Source organism: Pseudomonas sp. 8 R 14 (genome assembly GCF_900005955.1).
GTDB lineage: Bacteria > Pseudomonadota > Gammaproteobacteria > Pseudomonadales > Pseudomonadaceae > Aquipseudomonas > Aquipseudomonas marginalis.
On sequence record NZ_CVTH01000058.1, the window covers coordinates 461,237 to 488,139 of the forward strand.

Here is a 26,903-nt window from a genome sequence, read left to right on the forward strand (position 1 = left end):
TATGCGGCTCTGAATTACTTGTAGACTGACGTCGTGCTGACATCTAAAAAATCCCGAGTTCGATTCCACCGAGCGCCATAACTAGCTGATTTATTTATAGTTACTAGTTGGGGTACGCCGAATTTTCCAGCGAACTCCAGACGCCCGAAAAACCTAGCCCCGCAGAAACATACCGTTCGTCTGGTGCCGCACCATACAAAACAAAGCCCTCACAGAAATGTGAGGGCTTTGTTGTTTCTGGGTTGATACAACCCAGTCGCTCGCCTGTAAATCCTTCCCCAAACCGACAAACCGCTATTGGTGGCCGACTACCAGCCGAAGCATAACGTCCGCATACCATGTACACAGCGCATACAGAACACGTGTGGAACAACGTTAATGGCAGCTCTCCCGTTCTGTCTTTCCGAGTAAAGCCCGAACTTGTCAGCGAGTTGGATCAACTGGCGCGGGCGACCGACCGAGATCGTCAATACCCCCTGCAGCGGGCTTTGAGCCGCTACGTGACCGCTGAGTGCTGGCATTTAAAGCCGTGCAGGAGGGCATTGCAGATACTGATGCCGGCAACGCCACTGATTGGGAATTGAGGGAGGCAGCCGTCTTCCACATCTCAACAGCCTGGAAATGCTGGAGCATTTCCCCCATGCAGGGAAAGCGTCTCCAGTGCCCGATTGCCGGGAGCTGGTTATCACCGCGTATCCGTATCGAGCGACCTCTAGTTTGCAAGGTGACCGCGAAGCGCACCACAGCACCAAGCCCCGTAACTCGGGGCTTGGTGCTATTTGGCGTTTGAATGAATATCGGCAACTGCAAGAAAATAAGGCGCACTATGCGATCCATAAACCCGACCGATCGTATGGCCGTGGTATGAAGTCAGGTATCCAAGTCGGATTCATGCTCCACTTGAGTTCTTACCCCAAATAACCGGTCGGCTATCTGCCGGCCTCGCTCCAGCCCTTCAGCCGTCAACCAAATCGATTTGTTCTTGTTCACCGGATTACTGATGAAACCATGTTCATGCAATCGGTTCATGGTCTCGAAGTCGAACCCTTTCCAAGCATTGCCGTTATCAAAACTGAAGGTTGCCAACAGGGCAAGCACGGCTTCTTCAATCAGTTTATCATCGTATTCCATGATCGTTGCTCCGCTCGTGTTCTTTGAACTCACCGTAAACCCCACCAGCCATCAAGATGAATAGCGCGCTTAACTATGCGTCATCGGCGAGCAGTTCCAGGACAGTAAAGCTTCGTAATCCTCAACCGAAGAAGTCGTCAAGTGCGTGGCGCAGCCACGCATAGGGCTCTTGGCCGTTGGCTTTAGCCGTCTCGACCAAACTGTAAAGTTGAGCGCTGCCCGTCGCGCCTTTGAGCGTGTCGCTGAACAGCCAATTCTTGCGCCCGATCACGAAGGGCCGGATCGCACGCTCGGCGGCGTTGTTGTCGATCGGCAAGTAACCGGCTTCGGTGTAGCGCACCCACTTGCTCCCGTGTTGCTCAGATATGGACGTAGAATTCCACCCCATCAAACAGGTGTAAACACTGTACAACCATGCGCCCGATCAATACGATGAGAAGCATTATCATTCACGCAGTGCGAGCCTCACATGCAGGATGCCAGCCCAACATCGTCCGTCGAACAGTTGTACGAGAATCATCACGGCTGGCTGCAGGGCTGGCTGAACCGGCGGTTGGGGCACAGTGCCGATGCCGAGGATCTGGCCCACGACACGTTCATCCGTGTGCTGCGCGCCCCTCAGCAGGTGTGCGAGTTGCGCCAGCCCATGGCGTTTCTCGCGGCGATTGCCAATGGACTGCTGGTCAATCGCTGGCGCCGCCAGGAGATCGAGCGGGCTTATCTTGAAGCGTTGGCTGCTCGGCCCGAAGGGGGGGAATCGTCACCCGAGGACCGGTATCTGGTGATCGAAACCTTGTTGCAACTCGACTCGCTGTTGATTGGGCTCTCTGAGCGCATACGGCAGATTTTCTTCATGTCTCAGCTCGACGGCCTGACGTATTCGCAGATCGCTGCGCAGTTGGGTTTGACTGTGGCTCAAGTGCAACGGGCCATGGGCAAGGCATTCAGTGTTTGCTATGCGAGCCGTTTCGAATGAGGGCCGAGATTAATCCGCAGGTGCGCGATATCGCCATTGATTGGCTTGTCAGGACGCAGTCCGGGCTTATGAGTGCGCCTGATCTGGAAGCATTGCGGTGTTGGCGCGAGGCGAGCGATGAGCATGAGCAGGCCTGGCAGCGTGTCGCCAGCTTGCCGCTGTTGCAGCAGCCCGGAGCGAATCTTTTGCGCGATGCCACCGCGCGCAGGGCACTGGCGTCGGCTGGGCCGGACATGCAGAAACGTCGGCAGTTACTCAAGCGCCTGTTGGTCCTTGGTGCGGTTGGCACCGTTGCCTGGCAAGGCGCGGGTTCCACGCCAGTGCGCGCCGCGCTGGCGAGCCACCGCACAGGAACAGGCGAGCGTCACCAGTGGGCCCTGGTTGATGGCAGCTCGCTATGGCTGAACACGGCCAGTGCGGTGAACCTGGATTTTAATGACCAGGTGCGGCGCATACAGATGATAGAGGGCGAGCTGGCCTTGAATGTGCGAGCAGAATCGCGCCCGCTGCAGTTGATCACGCCGGACGCGATCCTGCAGAGCCGCGATGCGCAGTTGCAAGTGCGCCATGACCGGCAGGGCACGCAGGTCACCGTCATGGGCGGCCAGGTGCAGGTGCACTCACGCGGCCAGCCAACGTCCTCTTCACTTGAGGCCGGATGGCAGGCACGGGTGGATCGCCTGGGTATCGGCGTACCGAGCCGCCCCGACCTGCTGGTCGCCCAAGCCTGGCTGCGCGGGATTCTGCCGGCGGATCGCCTGCGCCTGGACGCCTTGGTGGCGGAACTCTCACGTTATCGCCCCGGTGTTTTACGTTGTCATGAGCAGGTCTCAGGGTTACGCCTCACAGGCAGTTTTTCGCTGGATGACACCGATGCAGCCTTGACCCTGGTAGCGCGCACGCTACCGGTGCGAATCGAGCGCATGACGCGGTATTGGGTCTCGATCGTGCCCGCCTGAAATATTTTTTCTGCTGCACGATAGTTTTTTCGTACTCGCTTGGCCTATAGGGATCACCCACCCGCCAGAGGTGGGTCTTGACCCCTTAGGAGCCCCGTATGACTTCACCTTCCCGCGCCCTGCGTGCCCGTACGCTTGGGCTGTTGTTGCTCAGCGTGCAACCGCTTTGCAGCCCTCCAGTCTTTGCCGCGGGTAGTTCGCAGCATTACAGCATCGACGCTGGCCCCCTGGATTCTGCGCTGTCACGTTTCGGCGCACAGGCGGGGATTACCATGGCGGGCAGCTCAACGCTGACGGCCGGCAAGAAAACCCAGGGGCTGCAAGGCGATTTCAGTACTGAGGCCGGCCTGGCGCAGCTCTTGCTCGGCTCTGGGCTGACCTATGAGCGCCAGGACGACGGTAGCCTGCTGCTGGTACCGAGCAACGGCGACGTGCTGGAGCTAGCGCCGACCGCCATCAGTGGCACCGCCTACGACACCTCGTTAGGCCGCAACGATGGCCTGGTCGCCAGCCGGACCATGAGTGCCAACAAGACCGATACGTCGATCATGGAAACGCCGCAATCGATCAGCGTGGTCACCCGTAAGCAAATCGATGCCCAGCAGCCACAAAGCATCGGGCAGGTGCTGCGCTACACCGCCGGGGTCAATGGTGAAGCCAACGGTGTCGATACCCGGCGCGACACGATTAGTATTCGTGGCTTTGACGCGACGACTGGCGGTGGTATCTATCGCGATGGCCTGCGCCAGTACAGCTTTGCCAACCAGAGCCGTGCCGTGGGTGAAGTCTATGGGCTGGAGCGCGTGGAAGTGCTGCGCGGGCCATCGTCGGTGCTCTACGGTCAAAGCTCACCGGGCGGCATGGTCAACGTGATCAGCAAGCGTCCCACCGATGAGCCGCTGCATGAACTGGTGGCGCAGGCAGGCAGTTTTGATCGCAAGCAATTGGCTGCGGACTTCGGCGGGCCGCTTAGCGAGGACGGCGTCTTGACTTATCGCCTCACCGGGCTGTGGCGAGACAGCGGTACGCAAATCGACTACGCCCGTGATGACCGTCAATTCATCGCCCCGGCAATCAGTTGGCGCCCCTCGGACGACACCTCGCTGACGGTGCTGGCGTCCTTTCAAAAAGACCGCAATGTGCTGGGCTACTACGCGTTGCCCCGGGTAGGCACACTCGACAGCTCGCGTTACGGACGGATCGCTACAGATCGTTTTGTCGGCGACCCTGACTTCGACAAATATGATGTAGAACAGTGGTCACTGGGGTATCAGTTTGAACATCACCTCAATGATATCTGGACATTCCGCCAGAACGCCCGTTACAGCCGTTCCTACCAGGAACAGCGCACGATTTACCAATACGGCCTGGATGACGACCAGCGCACCGTGGGCCGCTTCGGTTATCTGGGCCACGAAAAGGTGAAGAATGCGCTGCTCGATAACCACTTCCAGGCCCAGTGGAACGCCGGCCGTTTCGAACATACAACGCTGGTCGGCATCGATTTGCAACACGCCAGTACCAACCAGTTGGGGGGTGGCAACGTGGTTGATCCCCTGGATGTGTATACGCCGGTCTATCACCAGGATTACAGCGACCTGGACGCTTTTTACGACATCAACCAGCGTCGTCAGCTTGACCAGGCGGGGGTGTATCTCTCGGAACAGCTCAAATTCGACGAACATTGGGTCTTCAACCTGGGCGGTCGCCAAGACTGGGCACGCTCGAAAACGGTCCATTACGCCACCGATACGGCGGCAGACCTCAAGCAGCGCGATCACGCCTTCACGTGGCGGACCGGTGTGATGTACCTGGCAGACAACGGCCTGGCGCCCTACGCGAGCTATTCGGAGTCGTTTTTCCCTAACATCACGGCAGTGGCGCGTGACGGCAGTGCCTTCGAACCCGAAACCGGTCGCCAGTACGAAGTCGGGATCAAATTCCAACCCAAGGGCAGTGACAGCTACGTGACCGTCTCGCTGTTCGACCTGACGCGGCAAAACGTACTGACTGCCGATCCTGCCAACAATCGTTTTTCGGTGGCGACCGGAGAAATCCAGTCGCGCGGTATCGAACTGGAAAGCAAGGCGCAGGTGTCCGATGCGCTGGAGTTGATGGCCAACTACAGCTATTCACACCTTGAAATTACCCGCAGCAATACGGCCGATGAGAAAGGCAATCAACCTGGCAATACCCCTGAACAACTGGCCTCGCTCTGGTCGCAATACACCATTCAGGGCGGCGCGCTATCGGGCTTGGCGATAGGGGGAGGAGTACGCTATGTCGGCAAGAGCTATATCGACTCGCAAAACAGCGAAGGCATTCCCCACTACACGCTGTTTGACGCCAGCCTGAGCTACGACCTGGGCAAGCTGTCTTCATCCTATGCAGGGGCGAAGCTGGCGCTCAATGCGTCCAACCTGACCGATGAAACCTATGTCTCCCAGTGTGGTTACACCGGCGACAGCTGCAAATACGGGTATCGCCGAAATGTGACCGGGTCGGTGAGTTACAACTGGTAAGCACCCCCTTGGCGACCGGATCGGCACGTAGCGCAATTGCCAGACAAAACCGCTTTAGTACTCGATATTTCAACAGCGTCGTCCGATAGAGGGCGTTGACAGCGGACTGCTTTCGGCAGCCTGCTGCCTGCTGCCACGGCAGCTTTTGGCGGATTCCTGCCTATTCTCTACGGAAGGGATGATCGACAACGTTCGAATTCAGGAGGTTTACCATTCGTTAATGGCATCAACGCCCGGTCGCTACCTTTAAGGAATAACTGAAAAATCAATCGATCTATTTTCCCGATTGCTCCTCACCGCTCACCACGCTAACCTCCCCCCGTCGCTGCCAATTCAGCGATCGGGCCTGAGAACCCGGCAAGATGCAGGCGCACCAAGCGCCCCCAACACCCGATTTTGAAGGCGTTTTTTTTTCGCCTGAAAATTCGTGCAATGGCGGCTGTGCGTGGGAGACCTTCGGGTCTGCCGGGTTCCTGTATCTCCGGTTTCTCAGCCTGCGCACAGCTGCCACCCATTCGCCTGAGAACGAACGTGGTAGCTCTCACTCGATATGGGAGTTTTACCAATGAACGCTCCAAATCCCTCTGCGTTAACCACCCTCGGCGTCACCCCGTTCTCCTTTCACTCCGACCAACCTCTGTTCCGCGTCAACAGCGGTGTTTCCCTGCATGAAGCCTTGCATCACGTTTCCGACTTGCCCCACGTTGCCAAGCTCCTCGCCGAAGATGCAGCGATGACGAAGGAGACGGACCGTCATGCCTGGGCGTCGCATTACTTGCAGGAGATGAGCAAGGCGGTGATTGATGATGTGGTGAAGGTGTTGGAGTCGCCTGGGAATACCGGGCTGTAAGTAGGGCTGTGAAGCGGCCCCAAAACCAGGCGCTTAGTTTTAACAGAAAAATCTCAGTGTCTTTATTGGGGCTGCTGCGCAGCCCGGCGCGGGGCAAGCCCGCTCACCACAGAGTGGTGTGCCCGCATTTGAGAGTGGTGTAGATACCCAGGGGCGTTTTTTTCGGTATAAACCTGAACATCCCTGCGTTGTGAACGGACTCCCATGAACGCTCTCAAACTGATCTGCCTCCTCATCGTTTTCCCGCTGTTGCTGGCCGCCCTCGGTGGCTGGGAGCGTCAGCGTGCTGACGAAACCACCACGGCGCTGGTCGATTACCACATCACGGTGACTACCGCTAAACAGCAACTCCAAGCGCTGGCGGCGAAGGAGCCGACGGCGACGGTCGATCTGGTCGATGAAAAAATCAGCGTGCAAATGGCCCTCTCGCGCCTGGCAAAAATCGAAGCCGAACTGCCCATCGCCCACCGCGTGAACGGTGCGATGCGGGTCCTGACGCCGTGGGTGATGGGCTTGGGGCTGTTGGCGGCGTTGATTGGTACGGCTGCGTTGGCAGGTACGTACTGGGCCGGGCGGCGGGCACGGCACTCACGGGAGAGGTTATTGCAGGTGTTCTCCCTGGGCAGCCGCCTGTTGCCCTACGTGCTGGTGGGCCATGTGGTGGCGGTGGCGGCGGCCGTCGCGTTGGCGTTGAGTTTCGAAGGCTTGGGGATGTGGCATATCGGCCGGCTGGGCAGTGGCGAAGTCAAGCTGATGGCGGTGCTGGGGGTGATCGCGGCGTTTTGTGTGTATTCGATCTGGCAGTTGCTCAGACAGCTGCGCCCTATGCTGGGGATGTTCAAGCCCGAGCCGCTGGAGATGTTCGGCCAAGTGGTGACGCCCGCGCAGGCTCCAGGGTTGTGGCGCCATGTGGACGAGCTGGCGGGTAGGCTCGGCGCGCTGCCACCGGACCACATCGTGGTGAGCCTGGCCCAGGGCTTTTACGTGACCTCCAGCGCGGCCACTGTGCAACCGGCGAATACTTTGCTGCAGGGGCGCACCTTGCATGTGCCGTTGCTGTATCTGGGCCTGCTGAGCCGTGAAGAAATCAGCGCGGTGATCGGCCATGAGCTGGCGCACTTTGTGGGGCAGGACACGGAATACAGCCTGCGCTTTTTGCCGATCTACGATGGGGTCAATCGCAGCCTGGAGGCGCTGCTGCAAACCCTGCTGGCCAGCGATTTGATCCAAGGCTGGCTGATGCGCCCGTCGTTGCTGTTCGGGGTGTTTTTCATGCAGCGTTTCGATCACGCGGTTAACCACTGGAGCCGTGAGCGCGAATTGCTGGCGGACGCTGCCGGCGCGCAGTTGGTGGGCCCTGAGGCGGCGGCTTCGGCGTTGTTGCGGATGTCGGTGTTGCAGCCGCACGTTGAGGATGCACTGTTGGCGTTGTGTGAGGCAGGTACGGCTACAGACCTGCCCGACGCCGTGTTCGCGAGCTTGCGTGAGTGTGAACTGCAACCATCAGCCGAAGCCCTGGAGATTCATCAACCCCATCCCACCGACTCCCACCCCTCCAATGGCGAACGCCTGCAGGCGCTGCACGTGCCACTGGACGATACCCTGCGCGGCGCCACCCGCGTGGTGGATAGCGACATGGCGAATGCGCAGATGGATGCCTATTTCAGCGCACACCAGGCACTGCGCGAGCAGCTGTCTCGCGACGTGATGGACATGGCCGTGTCGGAGAACAGCGCGCACACCCAACTGCTGGAAACCTTGGCCGCTTCGGCCGAGGGTGAGCGCAGCCTGCATGAAGGCGGCCAATGGCGCGGGGTACTGATGGCGGTGTCGGGCCTGCCCTTTGTGCTGGCGGCCCTGTTTATCCTGAGTCGAGTCTGGCTCGCCCCGGAGCGTTTGAAAGGTACGCCGCTGTCGGCAGTCGGCGCGGGCGCGTGCCTGGGTCTTATCGGGCTGGGCCTGCTGTGGCTGGGCATCCGTCGATTCAAGCGCGCGCCGCAGACCGCGTTGCGCCTGACACCGGAGCATTTTGTGTTCAATAACCTGGCGCAACCGCTGCCCATCGAACATATCGAGGAGATCACGTTGCAGTTTGTCCAGGGCATCTGGGTAACCGTCCAACTGACGCCCGAGGCGCCGTTACCCGTAACGCGCAAGACCGCGTTCGGTGTACCCGGCGTGCGGGTCAACAAGAAGAAACGCCAGGTACTGCTGCTGATGGCACAGCTGTGTATCGACAATAAAAAGATCGAACCCTATGAGGGGTTGTCCTTGATGCTCGACTACAGGAATGCGGCGTTGGCGCGCAAGATTTTGCAGAGCCACGAGGACTGATGCACCCCCATAAAAAAACCCCGAACCAGTCGGGGTTTTTTATCGCCTGGAATCAGGCGCGACGTGTGATCACTTAGAAAACGTTGATCGGGTAGTCGGCGAACAGACGGATTTCGTTACCGCCTACGTTGTACTTGTCGGCATTGCTGGAAACGCGCAACCAGGACGCACGAGCACGCAGGCTCAGGTCTTTGGCCGGGCCGCTCTGCACGACGTATTTGAACTGGTTGAAGATCTCGCGCTCGGTGCCATTGCCACGGTTGGAACCGTCGTCAATGTTGGTACCGCGCACGTAGGCCACGTTGTAGGTCAGGCCAGGCACGCCGAAGGTGCTGAAGTCCAGGCCGTAGCCGGCCTGCCAGGAGCGCTCGTCCTTGCCGTTGAAGTCGGACCAGTAGGAGTTGGCCAGCAGGATGGTGTTGCCGCCGTCGCCGATGCCGCCAGCGTTGCGGTAGCCGCCGTACAGGTAGCCGGTGTCGCCCGTGCTGCGCTGGTGAGCGACGGTGAAGCTGTGCGGGCCGACAGCCCATGTGGCGCCCAGGCTCCAGATCTTGTTGTCGCGAGCGTCTTCGCTGCCTTGGTTTTCCAGGGCGAAGCTCTTGTCCAGCTTGGTCTTGTAGCCATTGAAGTCAAAGGTCAGCGACTGTTTCTCTGGCAGGGCCAGCACGTAGTTGACGTTGACGTATTGCTTCTTCAGCACGTCTTGCATGTCGGAGGCGTACAGCGCGGCCGACAGGTTTTCGGTGAATTTGTAGCTGCCACCGACGTAGTCGATGCTTTTCAGACGGCCGCTGTCGGTACCTTCGGCGCTCTTGCGAGCTTCCTTGGTGAAGTGACCGGCGTCGAGTTGCAGGCCGGCGATCTCTTTGGAGACGATCGACGTACCCGTGAACGTTTCGGACAGCAGACGGGAGTTGTCGTAGGCCAGGACCGGAACGTTAGGGAACTGATCACCGTACTTGAGCACCGTGTTGGAGACGCGGAACTTGACCGCTGCGCCGCCTTTGGCCAGGTCGTGTGGTGCCGAGCCAGGGTTTGCCGAGCCATCTGGGTTAGTGGTGCCATTACCCTGCTTGAAGAAGTCGATCCCCCCCGCGCCGGCGCGACCTTGGCCACCGTCCAGACGGATAGCATATTGGCCGATCACGTCCACACCCACACCGACAGTGCCTTGGGTGAAGCCGGACTCGAACTTGCCGATGAAGCCTTGGCCCCATTCGGCTTTGTCTTGCTTGCCGTTTTTGTAGTCGCGGCTGATGTAGGCGTTACGGGCCGCGATGTTCAGGTGGCTGTCTTCAACAAAACCCTTGGATTGCTCCTGGTCGTTTGCCATTGCTGTCGATGCGCTCAAAATCCCCAGAGCGATCAGACTCATCCGTTGCTTCAACATTTTTTGTATTCCTTATTACGGGTTGAGTACGCGCGATGACACCAGGCTCCATGTCGCTTTTCTGGTGTCGACTTTTCCGAAAAAAGAAGGCCCGCGGACGACTGAACATGCCGCGGGCCTTTTCTTATTGGATGAGTCATGGCTGTTAGCCACAGGCGTTGGGCGCAATCCTAGTCGCGCGTTGAACTATGTGTCAATTTCGTGAATTGTCTGTATTTAGGCGAAATAATTCTAAGCAAAGGCCTACTGCCTTTCTGAAAACGACCAGATTCTGTCTTTAACGACCCATGAAACACATCTCGTAACATATTTCAAAGCCGATACGTTTGGTAATGGATAACGCGCGCAAATGCAAAGCATTACCATTGGCGTGCTTTTTCCTGCCAAACCCTTTGGATGCATTCCACCATGCCTGCCCTTCGCCTGACGCCCATGACCCTTGGGCTTTCTGTTCTGCTGTCTGCCGGTTTTGCCTGTGCGGCCACCACCTTGCCCGAAACCTCGATCAGTGCCGAAGCTGACGAAGACGACCCGCGCGTCAAGGAAACCAGCACCGCGACCCGCACCGCCACACCGGTACGGTATGTGCCCCAGGCCATCGACTCGGTGAAGACCGAAAGCCTGCGCGCCTACGGCACCAACGACCTGGGCCAGGCCTTGAGCGGCATCCCCAACGTCAGCAGCGGCGCCGACACGCGCTTCGACAGTCTGCGCATCCGTGGTTTCGACGCGAGCAACGACTTCTACCTCGATGGCATTCGCGACGACAGCCAGTACGTGCGCGACCTGCACAACATCGAGCGCATCGAAGTGCTCAAAGGCCCGGCAGCCGTGCTTTACGGGCGAGGCGGCCAGGGTGGGATCGTCAACCGCGTGAGCAAACTGCCAACGGCCGGGCGCAAGTCGAGCATCGAGGCCCAGGGCGGCAGCAACGATTTGCGCAGTGTGTATGCCGACCTGAGCACCGACCCCACCGACAACATCAGCCTGCGTCTGAACATGGGCAACCAGGACAACAACAGCTTCCGCGACGGCGTCAGCGGCAATCGCCAACTGTTCGCGCCGTCCATGAGCTGGCAGCTCACCCCGGATCTCAATTGGCTGGTGCAATACGAATACAGCCGCTACAACCGCACGCCGGATCGCGGCATCCCCGGCGTCAACGGCCGCCCCGCCGACGTCAGTCGCAGCACCACCTACGGCGACAGCCGCGATTACATCGACGACAAGACCCAGTCCCTGCGCTCCAAGCTGGCCTACGAACTCAACGACAACTGGCAACTGCGCCAGACCCTCGGCGTGTTCAAGCTCGACAGCGATTTCGACAACACCTACCAGACCGCCTATGTTGCCTCGACCAATCGGGTGACGCGCCAACGCTGGCAGCAAGACCTGACCACCCTCAACGTCTTCAACAACGTCGAGCTGGAAGGAGGCTTCAGCACCTTCGGCCTGGAACACCGCCTGCTCACCGGCGTGGAGCTGGGCAGCCAGCGCCGCGATCCAAAGCCGTACACCGCCACTGCTGTGAACCGCGGTGGCCAGGCCGTGCCAGCCCTGGACCTCAACCAGCCCAACCGTCGCCTGAGCCACACCGGGCGCATGAGCGTATCGAGTAACAACCACACCGAAGTCGAAAGCCGCGCCCTGTATGTGCAAGACCAACTGCGTCTGAACGATCAGTGGCAAGTGCTGGCCGGCCTGCGTTACGACCGTTTCGAAGTGGACACCAAAAACAAACTGCTCAATACCCAACAAGACATCAAAAGCCACAGCACCAGCCCGCGCTTTGGCCTGGTGTGGACGCCCCTGGAACACCACTCGTTCTATGCCTCGTGGAGCAAGACCTTCTCACCGGCCGGTGGCGGCCTGATCGGCATCACCCCGAACGCCGCCGGCAGCGTCAACGACCTGAGCCCCGAGCTGACCAAGCAAAAAGAGATCGGCGTGAAAAGCGACTGGCTCGACGATCGCCTGAGCACCACCCTGGCGGTGTACGAACTGGAACTCTACAACCGCCGCACCAGCGACCCGCTGGACCGCACCATTACCCTGCTCAGCGGCCTGCAGCGCTCGCGCGGCGTGGAGCTGACAGCCACCGGCAAGATCGTCGGCAACTGGTCTGTACGCGGTGGTGTCGGCCTGCAGGATGCCAAGGTCGAGAAGGACAACAACGGCTTTGAAGGCAAGCGCGTCAGCGACGTGGCCAAGCGCAATGCAAGCCTGTTTGTCACCTGGAAACCGGAGATGGGCTGGTACGCGGAAACCGGTTTGACCCTGGTCGGCGACCGCTACGCCGACAGCCTCAACACCGTGGTGCTGCCGGGTTATGGCAGTTGGGATGCGTTGGTCGGGTTCCGGCAGAAAGAATGGGATGTGCGCGCGGCGCTGAACAACATCGCCGACAAGACCTACTACGAATCGGCGACCAGTGTGGCGCAGATTCAGCCGGGCGATCCGCGTAACCTGGTGGTGACAGGCACCTACAGCTTCTAACCCGATAAACCCGTAGAGGTCGTCTCAAGCAACACCACACAAACCCCGTAGCAGCTGCCGAGCGCAAGCGAGGCTGCGTAGGGCGCGCAGCCGATTCAATCTCGAGTCGCGGCCGACGCAGCCTCGCTTGTGCTCGGCAGCAGCTACGGATTTACGCGGTGTTGGATAGACGGTATCTACGACATCAGTGGTGATTGTTCAGTTTTCAATCAACTCGCACAACGCGTGCATTTCATCCTCGCTGAACAACCCCACCGGGTAGCGTTCACTCATCACACTGCGCAAATCCGGCTGCTGCCTGACTTGTCGCGAGCCGTTTTCCTTCAACCAGAGCCCCAGCGCATGGATCGCGTCACCGTCAACCCGCGAAGGGTGGAAGGTGCGCGTGTACATCGGGTTGATATTGGCATTCATTTCGGCGCTCTCTCCTGCTGCGTGAGCGGCTAACTTACTCAAGGTTTATGACAGAACTGTGCGGTCATCACCCTGGGACACTGGGGCAACACCGATACAAGAGCTATGCCAATGTCGCGTGTTTATAGGTGGGCGGACACAAAAAAGCCCACGACCGTGATGGGCCGCGGGCTTGCTGTAGGGGCCGACACCGAGGAGCGCCCGGCTGCCGGAAAGGCGTTGTTACAACCGCACTCAGTTTTTATGCGGGGCAGGCTGTTGTTGGGTCAGGCAATGGATATTACCGCCACCCAGTAACAGTTCACGGCCCGGCACCATCACCACTTCGTGCTGCGGGAACAGGTTCTGCAGGATAGCCTTGGCTTCAGCGTCCAACGGGTCGTCGAAACTTGGCGCGATGATGCCGCCGTTGACGATCAGGAAGTTGACGTAGGAACCCGCCAACCGCACGGTCGGATTGCGTTCCTGTGTGCCGTCCACCGGGTCGACCCCTGCGCACTCTTCCTCAGTGGCATACAACGGCCCCGGGATCGGCATTTTATGCACTGTGAACGAGCGCCCCTGGGCGTCGGTGCTGCTTTGCAGGACGGCCATGGCGGCGTGGCAACGTCCGTAGTTCGGGTCTTGCGGGTCGTCGGTCCAGGCCAGCAATACTTCGCCCGGGCGCACGTAGCAGCAGAAGTTATCCACATGACCGTCGGTTTCGTCGTTGAACAGGCCGTCCGGCAGCCAGATGATCTTATCCACAGCCAGGTTGGCGCTGAGCACCGCTTCGATTTCGGCACGGTCGAGGTGCGGATTACGGTTGCGATTGAGCAGGCACTCTTCGGTGGTGATCAGGGTGCCTTCGCCGTCGACGTGGATCGAGCCGCCTTCCAGCACGAAACCCTCTGTGCGGTAACGCGGCGCGCGCTCGATTTCGAGGATCTTGCCGCCCACCTGCGAGTCGCGGTTCCACGGCGAATACAGGCCACCGTCAAAACCGCCCCAGGCGTTGAAATCCCAGTTCACGCCGCGCACTTCGCCACGGTCGTTGATCACGAACGTCGGGCCGGTATCGCGCACCCAGGCGTCATCGCTGGACATTTCCACCACACGGATATTCGGCACGTCCAGGCGGGCGCGGGCGTTTTCGTACTGGCCGGCGGAAACCGCAACGGTCACCGGCTCAAAACGTGCGATGGCCTTGGCCACGGCCACGTGAGCGGCCTGCGCGGGCTTGCCGCCCAGGCGCCAGTTGTCCGGGCGCTCGGGCCACACCATCCAGGTTTGGGTCTGTGGCGCCCATTCGGCGGGCATGTGGAAGCCATCGGCGCGGGGGGTGCTGTGCAGGGTGGTCATGGCGATCAGGACTCCGAATGGGGTAAAGGCCGACTTTATAACGGATAAAAATCGGCTTTAAAAGCGAACAGACAGCCTGGATGAAAAATATGACAGCCAATCACCGATAACAATCGATTATTTACAGTTGCTCATCCAGCACCTTCGACAGCATGTCGACAAAGAAGTCCACGCTACGTTTGGAGGTCACCATCGGCGGCTTGATCTTGAGGATGTTCAAATAATCGCCAGTCGGCTGCATGAAAATCCCCAACTCCCGCAAGCGATCACACAACAGGGTGGTCTCTTCGGTGGCGGGCTCCAGGGTTTGCCGGTCACGCACCAACTCCAGGCCCAGATAGAAACCGGAACCGTGAACCGCGCCCACCAGGGGATGACGGTCGATCAGCGCTTCCAGCCGGGCCTTGAAATGCCCGCCGACCACCTGGGCGTTTTCCCACAGCTTTTCTTCTTCCATCACATCCAGCACCGCCATGCCGATCCGGCAACTCACCGGGCTGCCCCCCGACGACGAGAAGAAATACCCCTCGGCCTCCAATGCCTCGGCGATCTCGCGACGGGTGATCACCGCGCCAAGTGGCTGACCGTTGCCCATGCCCTTGGCCATGGTGATGATGTCGGGCACCACGCCCTGCTCTTCGAAGCCCCAGAAAAAGTGCCCCATGCGGCCGTAGCCGACCTGCACTTCATCGGCGATGCACACGCCGCCTTGGGCACGCACCAACCCGTACACCTGCTGCAAGTAACCCGGCGGCAGGGAGATGCCGCCGGCGTTGCCGTACACCGGTTCACAGATAAACCCGGCCAGTTGGCGCTTGCTCGCAGCGATTTTCGCCAGGTTATGTTCCACGCTTCGTACGTAGTCCGGCGCACTGTCCTGCCCGCGGAATTCACCACGATAGGTGTTCGGCGCGGTAACCGGGTGGACCCACTCCGGGCGGCTGCTCAAGGCCTGGGGATTGTCCGCAATCGAGGTGGACACCGCATCCGCCGCCACCGACCAGCCGTGATAGGCCTCCAGCACACTGAGCATGTCGCGCCCACCGCTGTAGGCCCAGGCCAGGCGGATGGCCAGGTCGTTGGCCTCGGTGCCGCTGTTGACCAGGAACACCCGATCCATGCCCGCCGGCGCCAGCGCCAGCAAGCGCTCGGAAAACTCGGCAATGGCGGCATAGTGAAACCGCGAGTTGGTATTGAGCAGCGACCATTGCCGCGCCGCGACCGCCGCCATGCGCGGGTGGCCGTGACCCAGTACGGCAACGTTATTGAGCATGTCCAGGTAGGAGCGGCCCTGCATATCGATCAGGTGGTTGCGCCAGCCGCGCTCGATGCGTGGAGGGTCGACGTAATAGTGCTTCTGCGAGCGGGCAAAACTGGCGTCACGCCGGGCCAGCAGGGCGTGGGGGTCGAGTTCCGGTTCGGCATCGCAGGCCAGTCCCAGTAATGCCGCGGGCGAGGGGCACAAGGCTTGCCAGGCCAAGGCCCGGGACGGTGTACAAAACAGCGGCGGTTCGAGGTCGGCACGGCACAGTTGCACGGTCAGCGGCCCATGGACCTCACCGAGAACCTGCCCCTCCACCAGCAATGAACCGTGCTTCAACCGGGTGTCCACGCCCCACAACCGCACGCTCAGCTCCACCCCTTGCACGCTCACAAGGCCATCGGCGTCCTGATGCAGCGTTCCGGCAAAAGGCGCCTCCAACACCGTGCCATGGGGCAGATGCAGCTCTACGTGGAGGGGGAAAGTCTGCGGTTCGGTGGCACTGTCCGGGCAGGTGCGCGACAGCCGATATTGGCCATAACGACTTGCCGCCAGCCCATGCACGGCCGCCGCCTGATCCAGCAACTGCCGATCAATGCCGGGCAGTTCCCAATTGCCGGCTTCGAAATGCGGGCTGAGCACCCCCAGGTCGATCAGCGCGAACTCACGCCCCACCAGGCCCGGTAGCAACGGCGCGAAGTCCTGGCTGGCAATCGACGACAGCGTCTCACCGACACTGCCGAGAATCGCAGCCTCCATCAGCTCAAACGGCACCGACGACGCCACATGGAAAATTTCCCACTCGTGTTCGGCGTTTTTCAACAGGTAAGTGTTGTCCGGATCCAGGCGCTGCTGCTGTTCGCTGCTTAATACCAACACTGCCGCACGGGCGACGATCAGCGGCCACAACGCCTGCAACTCCTCGCGCTGCAGTGGGGTCACGGCATGGCAGGCCCGGACCGCCGGCAGGATGGCAAACGGGTCGCCCTCGGCATGGTGCAACAGGGCCGCGCAGGTCACCGACAGGTCGGCAATCCGCCAGGTGTGCACCAGGTCGCCGAAATCGATGACGCCTTGCAGTTGCCAGTGCCGTTGCGCATCGCGCTGCCACACCACGTTGTCATCGGTGATGTCCATGTGCACCGCTTGCCAGGGCAGGCGGTCGGCCAGGGGGCGAATGCGCTGTTCAACCTGCTCGGCCACCTGTTCCAGCGCGGCGCGGTGGGGCAGGTTTTCCAGGGTGGCCAACAGATGGGTGATCAGTTCCCGGGCATGGCGCGGGTCCCATTGCAGGGTACGGTCCAATCCAGGGTGGGAGAAATCCGCCAGCGCCAGGCTCATGCGCCCGCACAGGTCGCCGAAGCCTGCGATCACGTCGCGCCCCAAATGGGGCAGATGGGTCAACGGCTGGCCGTCGATATAGTCCAGCAGCCGCAGGTGCAGGGGCTGGCCATCGACCGTCACGCTCAACAGCTCTTCACCGCTCAGGGCCTTGATGACCTTGGGCACCCGCACGGCCTGCAGGGTGTCGAGGGCCGCGTGCTGGGCCTGCAGCTCAATCGCCGCATAGTCGCCCCGGCAGATCTTCAGAACAAACCGGCCGCGAGTGCTGTCGACTTTGTAATTGAGGTCTTGCTGGCTGCCCAGTGATTGCAGGGTGCCCGTGAGGCCGTAGTGCTGCTCGAGCAATTGCGCTGCCTGGTCGGGGCCTACTTGCGGGCAGGGTAGATTGGCGCGATGGATCAACGTAGCAAGCAGCATGGGCGTGGCCTCGTTTTTTTCAGGGGTGTATATCGCCATTGTTCAGGTGAGTTAGGCAACCCCCCTACGCATACCGCGCTTGCGCCTATCTTCCGCACAACTCAAGCTATGCTTCATTCCGCTTAATGTCCGTCTAAGGAAAAGGCCCTCCGACATGCGCATTCTCATCACCGGCGGCGCTGGATTTATCGGCTCCGCCCTGATCCGCCATCTGATCCAAAACACCGAACACGAAGTGCTCAACCTGGACAAACTTACCTATGCCGGCAATCTGGAATCACTGAACAGCATTGCGTCCAACAGCCGCTATGAGTTCGTACAGGCCGATATCATTGACCAGGCCAGCGTCAGCGCCGTGCTGACGCGCTTCGAGCCACAGGCAATCATGCACTTGGCTGCAGAATCCCATGTCGATCGTTCGATTGACGGGCCGTCGGATTTTATCCAGACCAATATCGTCGGCACCTACAGCCTGCTGGAGGCCACCCGCGCGTACTGGCACACGCTGGCGGAGCCCTCCAAGAGCGCTTTCCGTTTCCATCACATCTCCACCGATGAGGTGTACGGCGACCTGCACGGCGTTGACGATCTTTTCACCGAAACCACGCCTTACGCGCCCAGTTCACCTTACTCCGCGAGCAAGGCGGCGTCCGACCACCTGGTACGTGCCTGGCAGCGCACCTACGGCCTGCCGGTATTGCTGACCAATTGTTCGAACAACTACGGCCCTTTCCACTTCCCCGAGAAGTTGATCCCGCTGGTCATCCTCAACGCGCTCGCGGGCAAGCCATTACCGGTCTATGGTAATGGTTTGCAGGTGCGCGACTGGCTGTTCGTCGAGGACCATGCCCGCGCACTTCTGAAAGTGGTAACTGAAGGTGTGGTCGGCGAGACCTACAATATCGGCGGCCACAATGAGCAAAAAAACATCGACGTGGTACGAGGCATCTGCGGCCTGCTGGAAGAATTGGCACCGCAACGTCCGGCCGGTGTGGAAAAATTTGCCGACCTGATCACGTTCGTCAAAGATCGACCGGGCCACGATCAGCGCTATGCAATCGACGCCAGCAAGATCGAACGCGAACTGGGCTGGGTCCCGGAAGAAACGTTCGAGACCGGCCTGCGCAAGACCGTACAGTGGTACCTCGACAACCTGGAATGGTGCCGCCGGGTACAGGACGGCAGTTATCAGGGTGAACGATTGGGCAACACCGACATGAAGGATCTGATTGCATGATGAAGGGAATCGTATTGGCAGGAGGCTCAGGCACTCGCTTGCACCCCATTACCCTGGGCGTGTCCAAGCAGCTGCTGCCAGTGTATGACAAGCCGATGATCTATTACCCGATCTCGGTGCTGATGCTGGCGGGAATCAAAGACATCCTCGTGATTTCCACGCCAGTGGACTTGCCGCAGTATCGTAACTTGCTGGGCGATGGCAGCCAGTTCGGCGTGCGCTTCACCTATGCCGAGCAGCCGTCGCCGGATGGCTTGGCCCAGGCATTTATCATTGGCGAAGAATTTATCGGTAATGACCCGGTATGCCTGATCCTGGGTGACAACATTTTCCACGGCCAATATTTCGGCGAACAGTTGCGGACTGCAGCCAGGCGTCCTTCCGGCGCGACGGTATTTGGTTATTGGGTAAAAGACCCAGAACGATTTGGCGTGATCGACTTCGACAAGGATGGTCGCGCCCTGTCGATTGAAGAGAAACCACTGAAGCCAAAGTCCCCCTATGCCGTAACCGGCCTTTACTTCTACGACAACGACGTGATCGAGATCGCCAAAGCCGTGAAACCTTCACATCGTGGCGAGCTTGAGATTACCGACGTCAACAACGCCTATCTCAAGCGCGGCGACCTGCATGTGGAACGTTTTGGGCGCGGCTTCGCTTGGCTCGATACAGGCACCCACGACAGCCTGTTGGAAGCTTCGCTCTACGTGCAGACCATCGAGCATCGCCAGGGCCTGAAAGTAGCCTGCCTGGAAGAAATTGCTTACCAGAACCGCTGGATTGACCGTGAATACTTGCTGGAGCGGGCCAAATATTTTGGCAAGACCGGCTACGGTCAATACTTGTTCACCCTCGCAGGGGATAATCCATATGAATGTATCCGCCACTGAGTTGCCCGGGGTATTGATCATCGAGCCGAAGGTTTTTGGCGATGAACGCGGTTTTTTCTATGAGAGTTTCAATGCCCGGGACTTTGCGCAAGCAACCGGGCTGCAGCAAGAGTTTGTTCAGGACAACCACTCGCGCTCACAAAGAGGCGTGTTGCGCGGCCTGCATTACCAAGTGGAACACGCTCAGGGCAAATTGGTGCGAGTGACTGCCGGTGAGGTGTTAGACGTCGCAGTGGATATACGTCAGAGCTCACCTGCATTTGGCAAATGGGCCAGCGTTCGGCTATCGACCGAAAACAGTCGCCAACTGTGGATTCCTCCGGGGTTCGCCCATGGTTTTGTGGTGCTCAGCGACTACGCAGAATTCCTCTACAAGACGACTGATTACTACACACCCTCTGCAGAGCGCTGCATCCGCTGGGACGATCCGGACCTCAATATCGACTGGCAATTGACGGGGCCTCCAACCTTGTCTTCCAAGGACCAGAGCGGCAAAAGCCTGAAAGACGCCGATCTATTCCCATGAAAATCCTGATCACCGGCCGACATGGCCAAGTCTCCCAGGCACTGCAACAGCAGCTCCAGGGCCTGGGCGAACTGATTGTGCTTGGCCGCGAGCAACTCGATCTGGCCGACGCCGAGCACATCCGCCAGCAGGTGCGCGTCCATCGCCCCGACCTGATCATCAACGCCGCCGCCCACACGGCAGTGGATCAGGCCGAAAGCGAAGCGGACCTCGCCTTCGCCATCAACGCCACCGCCCCCGGGATTCTCGCCGAGGAAGCCAAGGCCTTGGGCAGCCCGTTGATCCACTATTCCACCGACTACGTGTTCGACGGCAGCAAGCCTGCGCCCTACACCGAAGCTGACACATCCAATCCCCTGGGCGTCTACGGCCAGAGCAAACTGGCGGGTGAACAGGCGATTGCCGCAGTGGGAGGCCAGTACCTGATCCTGCGCACCAGCTGGGTCTACTCCAACCACGGCAAGAACTTCCTGCTGACCATGCAGCGCCTGCTGCAAGAAAAACCCCACCTGCGCATCGTCGCCGACCAGATCGGCGCGCCGACGTGGGCCGGGACCATTGCCGCCAGTACGCGCGCCCTGATCGAACGCTGGCAGGCGGGCAAGGCCGGGGAATGGGGCATCTACCACCTGACCGCCGAGGGTGAAACCTCGTGGTTCGGCTTTGCCCAGGCGATCGGCGAGCACCTGCGCGCCAGTGGCCGCGCCTGTGCCGAACTGGAGGCGATCCCGTCCAGCGCCTACCCGACCCCCGCCCGGCGCCCGCTGAACTCACGTCTGGATTGCAGCCACCTGCGCCAGCAATGGCACGTCAGCCAGCCCTTGTGGCAAGACGCATTGCGCGAGTGTCTTGCCGGGCAGCACTAGGCATAATGCGCCTGTACCCACAGGCGCACGATTCCCATGACTCCACCCCTTCCGCGAAGACCCCGCTGGCGCAGCCTTGCCCTGTTGGCCCTGTGCCTGGCACCGTTGCTGTGGCCGCTGGAGCACTTGGCCGAGCGTTACTATCGCAGCGAACTGGCCGGGCAAAACCGCCAGACCCTCGACCTGTACGTCGCCAACCTGCTGGGCACCCTGCATCGCTATGAAGTGCTGCCGCAGATCCTCGGCGACTTGCCGGCCTTGCGCACGGCACTGGACGCACCGCAGGTCAGTACCAACCTGGTCAACGCCAACCTGCTGCTCAAGGACGTCGCCGCCCAGGCCGGGGTGGAAGTGATGTATTTGATGGACACCACCGGCAAGACCCTCGCCGCGTCCAATTGGGACAAGCAGGACAGTTTCGTCGGGCGCAACTTCTCGTTCCGGCCCTATTTCAGCGAAGCCATGGCCGGGCGCCTGGGGCGGTTTTTCGGGCTGGGCACCACCTCGGCCAAGCGCGGCTATTTCTTCGCCGCCGCAGTGCGCGATGGCGACACGATCATCGGCGTACTGGTGGTCAAGGTCGACCTGGACCACACCGAAAGCCTGTGGGGCAATACCCCGGAACAACTATTGGTCACCGACCACAACGGCGTGGTGATCCTAACGTCACGCCCGCAATGGCGCTTCCGGGCCACCCGGCCGCTGACCGCCGAAGAACGCCAGGCCATCATCGCCATCCAGCCCTACCCCACGCGCGATCCGCAACCGTTGAGCCTGAGCAACAGCGCATGGCTGCGCCAATCCACCGCCATTGCCGAGACCGGCTGGAATGTGGAGATCCTTGCACCGCAATCCTTGATCAGCCGCCCGGTGCGCACGGTGGTCGCCGTGGGCGGCGCCACGTTGCTGGTGTTGATGCTGCTGCTGGGCCTGTTGATGCAGCGCCGTCGCCACTACCTGGAACGCATCGCCTTCGAAGCCAAGGCCCGCCGCGAGCTGGAGATGCGCGTGGTCGAACGGACCAGCGATCTGGAAGGCCTCAACCGTCGCCTCAAACAGGAGGTGCTGGAGCGCGAACACGCCCAGCAGGAACTGGTGCGCGCCCAGGATGACTTGGTGCAGGCCGGCAAGCTGTCAGCGCTGGGCACCATGTCGGCAAGTATCAGCCACGAACTCAATCAACCCCTGGCGGCGATCCGCAGCTATGCGGAAAACGCCGAGATCCTGCTCGACCACGAGCGCACCAGCGATGCCCGGGGCAATCTCAAGCTGATCAGCGAACTGACCGGGCGCATGGCCTCGATCATCGCGCACCTGCGCGCCTTCGCCCGGCGCGATCGCCATGCCCCGGAGAGCGTGGCCCTGCAACCGGCGCTGGACGATGCGCTGGCCTTGCTGGCCAAGCGGCGGCGCTCGATGGAAGTGGAACTGATCCGCGATTTGCCGGAAGCGACCCTGTGGGTGCAGGCCGGCGAAACCCGCCTGCGCCAGGTGCTGGGCAACCTGCTGGCCAACGCCCTCGACGCCCTTACCGAAAAAGGCCCGCCGCGCAAACTGTGGCTGAGTGCCGAAACCACCGCCCAGGGCGTCAACCTGTACATTCGCGACAATGGCCCAGGCTTTTGCATGGAAGCCCTGGGCCGCGCCAGCGAACCGTTCTACACCACCAAGACCCGCACCCAGGGCTTGGGCCTGGGCCTGGCGATCTGTGAAACCCTGATGCGTGCCTTTGGCGGCGAACTGCTGTTTGCCAACCACAAGGAAGGCGGCGCGCTGTTAACCTTGAAATTGCGCGCCGGCTCGCCGGGCGTCAGTCTGCAACCGTCCGAGGACCGCAGTGTATGAGTATCGATAACCAGATTCAGGTGGTGTTGATCGACGATGATCCACACTTGCGTCAGGCCCTGTGCCAGACCCTGGACCTGGCCGGGCTGAACGTCCTGCCCCTGGGCGAAGCCACCGGCCTCACCGCGCGCCTGTCGCGGGATTGGCCGGGCGTGGTGGTCAGCGACATCCGCATGCCCGGCATGGACGGCCTGGAGCTGCTGGCCGAGCTGCACGGCCAGGATCCGGACCTGCCGGTGCTGCTGATCACCGGCCACGGCGACGTGCCGCTGGCGGTGCAGGCCATGCGCGCGGGGGCCTATGACTTCCTCGAAAAACCCTTCGCCAGCGACGCCCTGCTCGACAGCGTGCGCCGCGCCCTGGCCCTGCGCCGGCTGGTGCTCGACAACCGCAGCCTGCGCCTGGCCCTTAGTGACCGCCAACAACTGAGCACCCGCCTGGTGGGGCACTCGCCACAGATGCTGCGCCTGCGCGAGCAGATCGGCGCCCTGGCAGCAACCCGCGCGGATGTGCTGATCCTCGGCGAAACCGGCGCCGGCAAGGAAGTGGTGGCCCGCGCGCTGCACGACCTGTCGAGCCGGCGCAGCGGGCCGTTCGTCGCGATCAACGCCGGTGCCCTCGCCGAGTCGGTGGTCGAAAGCGAGCTGTTCGGCCATGAGCCCGGCGCCTTTACCGGCGCGCAGAAACGCCGCATCGGCAAATTCGAATTCGCCAACGGCGGCACGTTGTTCCTCGATGAAATCGAAAGCATGAGCCTGGACGTGCAGGTCAAGCTGCTGCGCCTGTTACAGGAGCGTGTGGTGGAGCGCCTCGGCGGCAACCAGCTGATCCCGCTGGATATCCGCATCATCGCCGCCACCAAGGAAGACCTGCGCCAGGCCGCCGACCAGGGCCGCTTCCGCGCCGACTTGTACTACCGCCTCAACGTCGCGCCGTTGCGTATTCCGCCACTGCGCGAGCGCGGTGAAGATGCGTTGATGCTGTTCCAGCACTTCGCCGACGAAGCCAGCAGTCGCCACGGCCTGCCTTTGCACGAGCTGCAACCGGGCCAGCGTGCCCTGCTGTTGCGTCATAGCTGGCCGGGCAATGTGCGCGAATTGCAGAACGCCGCCGAGCGCTTTGCGTTGGGCCTGGAGCTGGCGCTGGACAGCACCCCGGACAATCCCGCCAGCAGCGTGCTGACTTCCACGCCGGGCGGCTTGAGCGAACAGGTCGAGCAGTTCGAAAAAAGCCTGATCGCCGCCGAACTGACCCGCCCCCACAGCTCCATGCGCAGCCTCGCAGAAGCCCTCGGCGTACCGCGCAAGACCCTGCACGACAAACTGCGCAAGCACGGCCTGAACTTCGCCAACCAAAGTGCTGACGACGAATGACCCTGCCCACCCATCAAGAGGCCCCCCATGAGCCGTGACAGCCGTTACCTGGAATCCATCCTCCACCACGACATCCCCCTGACCCGCGAAATGGGCCTCAAGGTACTCGACTGGCAAGACGGGCAACTGCAGCTGCACCTGCCTTTGCAAGCCAATATCAACCACAAGAGCACCATGTTCGGCGGCAGCCTCTACTGCGGCGCGGTGCTGGCGGGTTGGGGCTGGATGCACCTGCAACTGCGCGAGGAAGGGATTGAAGACGGGCATATCGTGATTCAGGAAGGGCAGATCAGCTATCCGCTGCCGGTGACGCACGACGCGACCGCCATTTGCGCGGCGCCGGAGGAGAAGGTGTGGAAGCGCTTTTTGGCGACCTACAAGCGCTATGGCCGGGCGCGGCTGGCGTTGGACACCTGGATCGCGAATGAGGGCAGTGAAGAGCGGGCCGTTACGTTCACCGGCCAATACGTCCTGCACCGCTAGAAGCCAATACACAAAACAAATGTGGGAGGGGCACCGCCCCTCCCACATTTAGATCGGCTGAGGTATTAAGAGCGGGCCAAGGTCAGCAACCGCTCACGCCACGCCGCCTTCGCCGGCAACGCCAGGAAAAACGGATTCAGCAACGACGCCCGCGCCGGATAGCTGAACGGCTCGCCACTCAACTCCAGCACCTCGCCGCCCGCCCCTTCCAATACACCCTGCGCCGCCGCCGTATCCCACTGCGAAGTCGGCGCCAGCCGCGGGTAGCAATCGGCACTGCCCTCGGCCAACAGGCAGAACTTCAACGAACTGCCGATATTCGCCAGTTTCAACTCCCCCAACCCTTCGCTCAAACCGTCCAGCAGACGCTCTTGCTCGGGGCTGGTATGCCGGCGGCTGGCGACCACGGTAAACGCCTCACCCACTGCTGGGGCCTCGCGCACCTGGATCTGCCTGGGCGCTTCGTTCACATCGGAGCGCCACGCCCCCAGGCCGGCTCCACCGAAGTAGCAACGGCCACTGGTGGGCATGGACACCACGCCGAACACCACGCGACCCTGTTCGACCAGGGCAATATTGACGGTGAATTCTTCGCTGCCGGCGATAAATTCCTTGGTGCCATCCAGCGGGTCCACCAACCACCAGCGCTGCCAGCTGGCCCGTACGCTCTGGTCGATGTCGGCGTCTTCTTCGGACAGCACCGGGATGCTCGGGTCGAGTGCGGTGAGGCCTGCGAGAATCAGATGGTGGGCGGCCAGGTCGGCCGCCGTGACCGGCGAATCATCGGCCTTGGAGGTCACCGCCACATCGGCGCGCCAGTACGGCAGGATCACTTCACCCGCCTGGCGGGCCAGCTCGATCACAGGGGCGATAAACGGGTGGCCTAAAAACAGTTCGCTCATGGGGTAAACGCTCCACGCTGAATCAACAAATCTCGTACCAGGTACAACGCCGCCAGGGCGCGGCCTTCGCTGAACTGCTCGTTTTGCGCAAGCTGCGACAGCTCGCGCAGGTTGACCCGGTCCACACGCATCGGCTCGGGCTCATCGCCTTCCAGGCGTTCTTCATAGAGTTCGGTGGCGAGCACCACCTGGATTTTCTGGCTCATGTAGCCAGGAGACAACGACAGCTCGGTAATGTGTTCCAACTGCCGTGCGCCGTAGCCGGCTTCTTCCTTGAGTTCACGGCCTGCTGCCGCCAGCACGTCTTCGCCGGGTTCGATCAGGCCCTTGGGCAAGGACAGCTCATACTCATCGGTACCGCCGCAGTACTCTTCAACCAGCAACGCATGATCTTCGTCGATCATCGCCACGATCATCACTGCGCCGTAGCCGGCACCGCGGCCCACCAGGCGCTCGTAGGTCCGTTCAACGCCATTGGAAAAGCGCAATTGCACTTCCTCCACGCGGAACAAACGGCTACTGGCGACTATTTCGCGGGCGAGGACGGTGGGTTTCTGGCGCATAAGCGGCTCCTTGGCGTGATCGGGTTACTATACCGTGGCTTTTCCGATTGTCTGTGTCGGATATCTTTACTTACATGAGACCGCACCATGCCCTCTTTGCCCTGGCACGCCATCGACACCGTCCTGCTGGACATGGACGGCACCCTGCTCGACCTGCATTACGACAACCACTTCTGGATGGAGCACCTGCCCCAGCGTTACGCCGAGCTGCACGGGGTGAGCCGGGCCATGGCCGAAATGGAGTTGCAGCCTCTGTTCGAGCGTAACGCCGGACAGTTGCAATGGTATTGCCTGGATTTCTGGAGTGCGGAGCTGAACATCCCGGTGCGCGAACTCAAGCTGGAAACCGCCCACCTGATCGCCCTGCGCCCGGATGCCGATACCTTCCTGGCGGCGATCAAACGGGCAGGCAAGCGCGTGATCCTGATCACCAATGCCCACCGTGACTCGCTGTCACTGAAGTTGGAGCGCATTGAACTGGCGCCGTACTTCGAGCGATTGATCAGCTCCCACGACTACGGCTTCGCCAAGGAAAACCCGCAGTTCTGGGATGCCTTGCAGGCTGACATCCAGTTCGATCCGGCTCGCAGCCTGTTTATCGACGACACCCTGCCGATCCTGCGCAGTGCCCAGGCGTTTGGCGTGGGGCATTTGCTGGCGGTGAAAGAGCCGGACAGCCAAAAAGGGCCGAAGGAGACCGGGGAATTTGCGGCGGTCGAGGATTACCGGGATCTCATTGCCGGGCTCTGAACCATGTGGGAGGGGGCTTGCTCCCGATAGCGG

Annotated in this window: 21 protein-coding genes and 2 pseudogenes; 15 read left to right on the forward strand and 8 right to left on the reverse strand. The window is 60.9% G+C overall.

The genetic code is table 11. From position 1 onward, the window contains the following. Positions 1-338: 338 nt before the first annotated feature. Positions 339-592: pseudogene (locus BFQ01_RS31495) on the forward strand (CopG family ribbon-helix-helix protein); the annotation flags it as partial. 278 nt (positions 593-870) lie between these two features. Here the strand turns inward: BFQ01_RS31495 and BFQ01_RS14490 are convergent. Together BFQ01_RS14490 and BFQ01_RS14495 are read right to left on the reverse strand one after the other, a co-directional pair. Then, complete coding sequence (locus tag BFQ01_RS14490; protein ID WP_065925781.1) at positions 871-1,131, reverse strand: DUF6429 family protein; 261 nt, start codon at positions 1,129-1,131, stop codon at positions 871-873. Positions 1,132-1,200: 69 nt separating this feature from the next. Beyond that, positions 1,201-1,468 (reverse strand): annotated as a pseudogene (locus BFQ01_RS14495) (transposase); the annotation flags it as partial. A 132-nt stretch (positions 1,469-1,600) separates the two neighbouring features. On the opposite strand from BFQ01_RS14495, the gene BFQ01_RS14500 reads away from it, so the two are divergent. The 5 genes from BFQ01_RS14500 to BFQ01_RS14520 all read left to right on the forward strand — a co-directional run bounded on the left by BFQ01_RS14500 (position 1,601) and on the right by BFQ01_RS14520 (position 8,772). Then, complete coding sequence (locus BFQ01_RS14500) at positions 1,601-2,107, forward strand: sigma-70 family RNA polymerase sigma factor (RefSeq protein ID WP_065925783.1); 507 nt, start codon at positions 1,601-1,603, stop codon at positions 2,105-2,107. Beyond that, positions 2,104-3,066, forward strand: coding sequence for a FecR domain-containing protein (locus tag BFQ01_RS14505; protein ID WP_065925784.1), 963 nt, complete (start codon positions 2,104-2,106; stop codon positions 3,064-3,066). Before BFQ01_RS14500 ends, BFQ01_RS14505 begins: the two co-directional genes overlap by 4 nt. A gap of 98 nt (positions 3,067-3,164) precedes the next feature. Then, positions 3,165-5,588 carry a TonB-dependent siderophore receptor gene (locus tag BFQ01_RS14510; RefSeq protein WP_065925785.1) on the forward strand — a complete coding sequence of 808 codons (2,424 nt, stop codon included), beginning with the start codon at positions 3,165-3,167 and terminating at the stop codon, positions 5,586-5,588. Between the two features lie 565 nt (positions 5,589-6,153). Then, the gene (locus BFQ01_RS14515; protein WP_065925786.1) at positions 6,154-6,438 is read left to right on the forward strand and encodes a DUF3077 domain-containing protein; all 285 of its coding nucleotides are present in this window, start codon (positions 6,154-6,156) and stop codon (positions 6,436-6,438) included. Positions 6,439-6,642: 204 nt separating this feature from the next. Beyond that, positions 6,643-8,772: a M48 family metallopeptidase gene (locus BFQ01_RS14520; protein ID WP_065925787.1), complete on the forward strand. Its 2,130-nt coding sequence runs from the start codon at positions 6,643-6,645 to the stop codon at positions 8,770-8,772. 73 nt (positions 8,773-8,845) lie between these two features. Here BFQ01_RS14520 and BFQ01_RS14525 read toward each other — a convergent pair whose 3' ends face one another. Beyond that, entirely contained in the window at positions 8,846-10,162 is a 1,317-nt protein-coding gene (locus BFQ01_RS14525; RefSeq protein ID WP_027605121.1) for an OprD family porin, read from the reverse strand. Positions 10,163-10,570: 408 nt separating this feature from the next. On the opposite strand from BFQ01_RS14525, the gene BFQ01_RS14530 reads away from it, so the two are divergent. Next, positions 10,571-12,658 carry a TonB-dependent receptor gene (locus BFQ01_RS14530; protein ID WP_065925788.1) on the forward strand — a complete coding sequence of 696 codons (2,088 nt, stop codon included), beginning with the start codon at positions 10,571-10,573 and terminating at the stop codon, positions 12,656-12,658. A 198-nt stretch (positions 12,659-12,856) separates the two neighbouring features. On the opposite strand, the gene BFQ01_RS14535 is transcribed toward BFQ01_RS14530, so the two are convergent. The 3 genes from BFQ01_RS14535 to BFQ01_RS14545 form a co-directional block, all read right to left on the reverse strand. Next, entirely contained in the window at positions 12,857-13,072 is a 216-nt protein-coding gene (locus tag BFQ01_RS14535) for a hypothetical protein (RefSeq protein ID WP_065925789.1), read from the reverse strand. Between the two features lie 234 nt (positions 13,073-13,306). Beyond that, entirely contained in the window at positions 13,307-14,413 is a 1,107-nt protein-coding gene (gene aguA / locus BFQ01_RS14540) for an agmatine deiminase (protein ID WP_065925790.1), read from the reverse strand. Between the two features lie 121 nt (positions 14,414-14,534). Next, positions 14,535-17,435 carry an aminotransferase gene (locus BFQ01_RS14545; protein ID WP_065925791.1) on the reverse strand — a complete coding sequence of 967 codons (2,901 nt, stop codon included), beginning with the start codon at positions 17,433-17,435 and terminating at the stop codon, positions 14,535-14,537. Between the two features lie 154 nt (positions 17,436-17,589). On the opposite strand from BFQ01_RS14545, the gene rfbB reads away from it, so the two are divergent. The 7 genes from rfbB to BFQ01_RS14580 are packed head-to-tail and all read left to right on the forward strand — an operon-like array spanning position 17,590 to position 24,655. Then, positions 17,590-18,672, forward strand: coding sequence for a dTDP-glucose 4,6-dehydratase (gene rfbB / locus BFQ01_RS14550; protein ID WP_065925792.1), 1,083 nt, complete (start codon positions 17,590-17,592; stop codon positions 18,670-18,672). Then, on the forward strand, positions 18,669-19,562 hold the full coding sequence (gene rfbA, locus BFQ01_RS14555; protein ID WP_065925793.1) for a glucose-1-phosphate thymidylyltransferase RfbA: 894 nt from the start codon (positions 18,669-18,671) through the stop codon (positions 19,560-19,562). Before rfbB ends, rfbA begins: the two co-directional genes overlap by 4 nt. After that, on the forward strand, positions 19,543-20,088 hold the full coding sequence (rfbC, locus tag BFQ01_RS14560) for a dTDP-4-dehydrorhamnose 3,5-epimerase (RefSeq protein WP_065925794.1): 546 nt from the start codon (positions 19,543-19,545) through the stop codon (positions 20,086-20,088). The genes rfbA and rfbC overlap by 20 nt, the downstream gene beginning before the upstream one ends. Beyond that, entirely contained in the window at positions 20,085-20,954 is an 870-nt protein-coding gene (rfbD, locus tag BFQ01_RS14565) for a dTDP-4-dehydrorhamnose reductase (protein ID WP_065925795.1), read from the forward strand. The genes rfbC and rfbD overlap by 4 nt, the downstream gene beginning before the upstream one ends. A gap of 36 nt (positions 20,955-20,990) precedes the next feature. Beyond that, positions 20,991-22,799, forward strand: a complete 1,809-nt coding sequence (locus BFQ01_RS14570; RefSeq protein ID WP_065925796.1) for a sensor histidine kinase — start codon at positions 20,991-20,993, stop codon at positions 22,797-22,799. Beyond that, positions 22,796-24,172: a sigma-54-dependent transcriptional regulator gene (locus BFQ01_RS14575; RefSeq protein WP_065925797.1), complete on the forward strand. Its 1,377-nt coding sequence runs from the start codon at positions 22,796-22,798 to the stop codon at positions 24,170-24,172. Before BFQ01_RS14570 ends, BFQ01_RS14575 begins: the two co-directional genes overlap by 4 nt. 27 nt (positions 24,173-24,199) lie before the next feature. After that, on the forward strand, positions 24,200-24,655 hold the full coding sequence (locus BFQ01_RS14580) for a YiiD C-terminal domain-containing protein (protein WP_065925798.1): 456 nt from the start codon (positions 24,200-24,202) through the stop codon (positions 24,653-24,655). 65 nt (positions 24,656-24,720) lie between these two features. Here the strand turns inward: BFQ01_RS14580 and cysQ are convergent, their stop codons facing one another. Together cysQ and nudE are read right to left on the reverse strand one after the other, a co-directional pair. Continuing rightward, positions 24,721-25,557 carry a 3'(2'),5'-bisphosphate nucleotidase CysQ gene (cysQ, locus tag BFQ01_RS14585; RefSeq protein WP_065925799.1) on the reverse strand — a complete coding sequence of 279 codons (837 nt, stop codon included), beginning with the start codon at positions 25,555-25,557 and terminating at the stop codon, positions 24,721-24,723. After that, positions 25,554-26,120: an ADP compounds hydrolase NudE gene (nudE, locus tag BFQ01_RS14590; protein WP_065925800.1), complete on the reverse strand. Its 567-nt coding sequence runs from the start codon at positions 26,118-26,120 to the stop codon at positions 25,554-25,556. The genes cysQ and nudE overlap by 4 nt, the downstream gene beginning before the upstream one ends. Positions 26,121-26,207: 87 nt before the next feature. On the opposite strand from nudE, the gene yrfG reads away from it, so the two are divergent. Then, positions 26,208-26,870, forward strand: coding sequence for a GMP/IMP nucleotidase (gene yrfG / locus BFQ01_RS14595; protein WP_065925801.1), 663 nt, complete (start codon positions 26,208-26,210; stop codon positions 26,868-26,870). Positions 26,871-26,903: the final 33 nt, after the last annotated feature.

Coding starts and splice junctions, on each gene's coding strand:
- aguA (WP_065925790.1), bottom strand. CDS start 14,413: ATGACCACCCTGCACAGCACCCCCCGCGCCGATGGCTTCCACATGCCC.
- BFQ01_RS14515 (WP_065925786.1), top strand. CDS start 6,154: ATGAACGCTCCAAATCCCTCTGCGTTAACCACCCTCGGCGTCACCCCG.
- BFQ01_RS14535 (WP_065925789.1), bottom strand. CDS start 13,072: ATGAATGCCAATATCAACCCGATGTACACGCGCACCTTCCACCCTTCG.
- rfbD (WP_065925795.1), top strand. CDS start 20,085: ATGAAAATCCTGATCACCGGCCGACATGGCCAAGTCTCCCAGGCACTG.
- nudE (WP_065925800.1), bottom strand. CDS start 26,120: ATGCGCCAGAAACCCACCGTCCTCGCCCGCGAAATAGTCGCCAGTAGC.
- BFQ01_RS14545 (WP_065925791.1), bottom strand. CDS start 17,435: ATGCTGCTTGCTACGTTGATCCATCGCGCCAATCTACCCTGCCCGCAA.
- BFQ01_RS14580 (WP_065925798.1), top strand. CDS start 24,200: ATGAGCCGTGACAGCCGTTACCTGGAATCCATCCTCCACCACGACATC.
- BFQ01_RS14575 (WP_065925797.1), top strand. CDS start 22,796: ATGAGTATCGATAACCAGATTCAGGTGGTGTTGATCGACGATGATCCA.
- yrfG (WP_065925801.1), top strand. CDS start 26,208: ATGCCCTCTTTGCCCTGGCACGCCATCGACACCGTCCTGCTGGACATG.
- BFQ01_RS14520 (WP_065925787.1), top strand. CDS start 6,643: ATGAACGCTCTCAAACTGATCTGCCTCCTCATCGTTTTCCCGCTGTTG.
- rfbC (WP_065925794.1), top strand. CDS start 19,543: ATGAATGTATCCGCCACTGAGTTGCCCGGGGTATTGATCATCGAGCCG.
- BFQ01_RS14505 (WP_065925784.1), top strand. CDS start 2,104: ATGAGGGCCGAGATTAATCCGCAGGTGCGCGATATCGCCATTGATTGG.
- rfbA (WP_065925793.1), top strand. CDS start 18,669: ATGATGAAGGGAATCGTATTGGCAGGAGGCTCAGGCACTCGCTTGCAC.
- BFQ01_RS14530 (WP_065925788.1), top strand. CDS start 10,571: ATGCCTGCCCTTCGCCTGACGCCCATGACCCTTGGGCTTTCTGTTCTG.
- BFQ01_RS14500 (WP_065925783.1), top strand. CDS start 1,601: ATGCAGGATGCCAGCCCAACATCGTCCGTCGAACAGTTGTACGAGAAT.
- BFQ01_RS14510 (WP_065925785.1), top strand. CDS start 3,165: ATGACTTCACCTTCCCGCGCCCTGCGTGCCCGTACGCTTGGGCTGTTG.
- BFQ01_RS14570 (WP_065925796.1), top strand. CDS start 20,991: ATGACTCCACCCCTTCCGCGAAGACCCCGCTGGCGCAGCCTTGCCCTG.
- BFQ01_RS14525 (WP_027605121.1), bottom strand. CDS start 10,162: ATGTTGAAGCAACGGATGAGTCTGATCGCTCTGGGGATTTTGAGCGCA.
- cysQ (WP_065925799.1), bottom strand. CDS start 25,557: ATGAGCGAACTGTTTTTAGGCCACCCGTTTATCGCCCCTGTGATCGAG.
- rfbB (WP_065925792.1), top strand. CDS start 17,590: ATGCGCATTCTCATCACCGGCGGCGCTGGATTTATCGGCTCCGCCCTG.
- BFQ01_RS14490 (WP_065925781.1), bottom strand. CDS start 1,131: ATGGAATACGATGATAAACTGATTGAAGAAGCCGTGCTTGCCCTGTTG.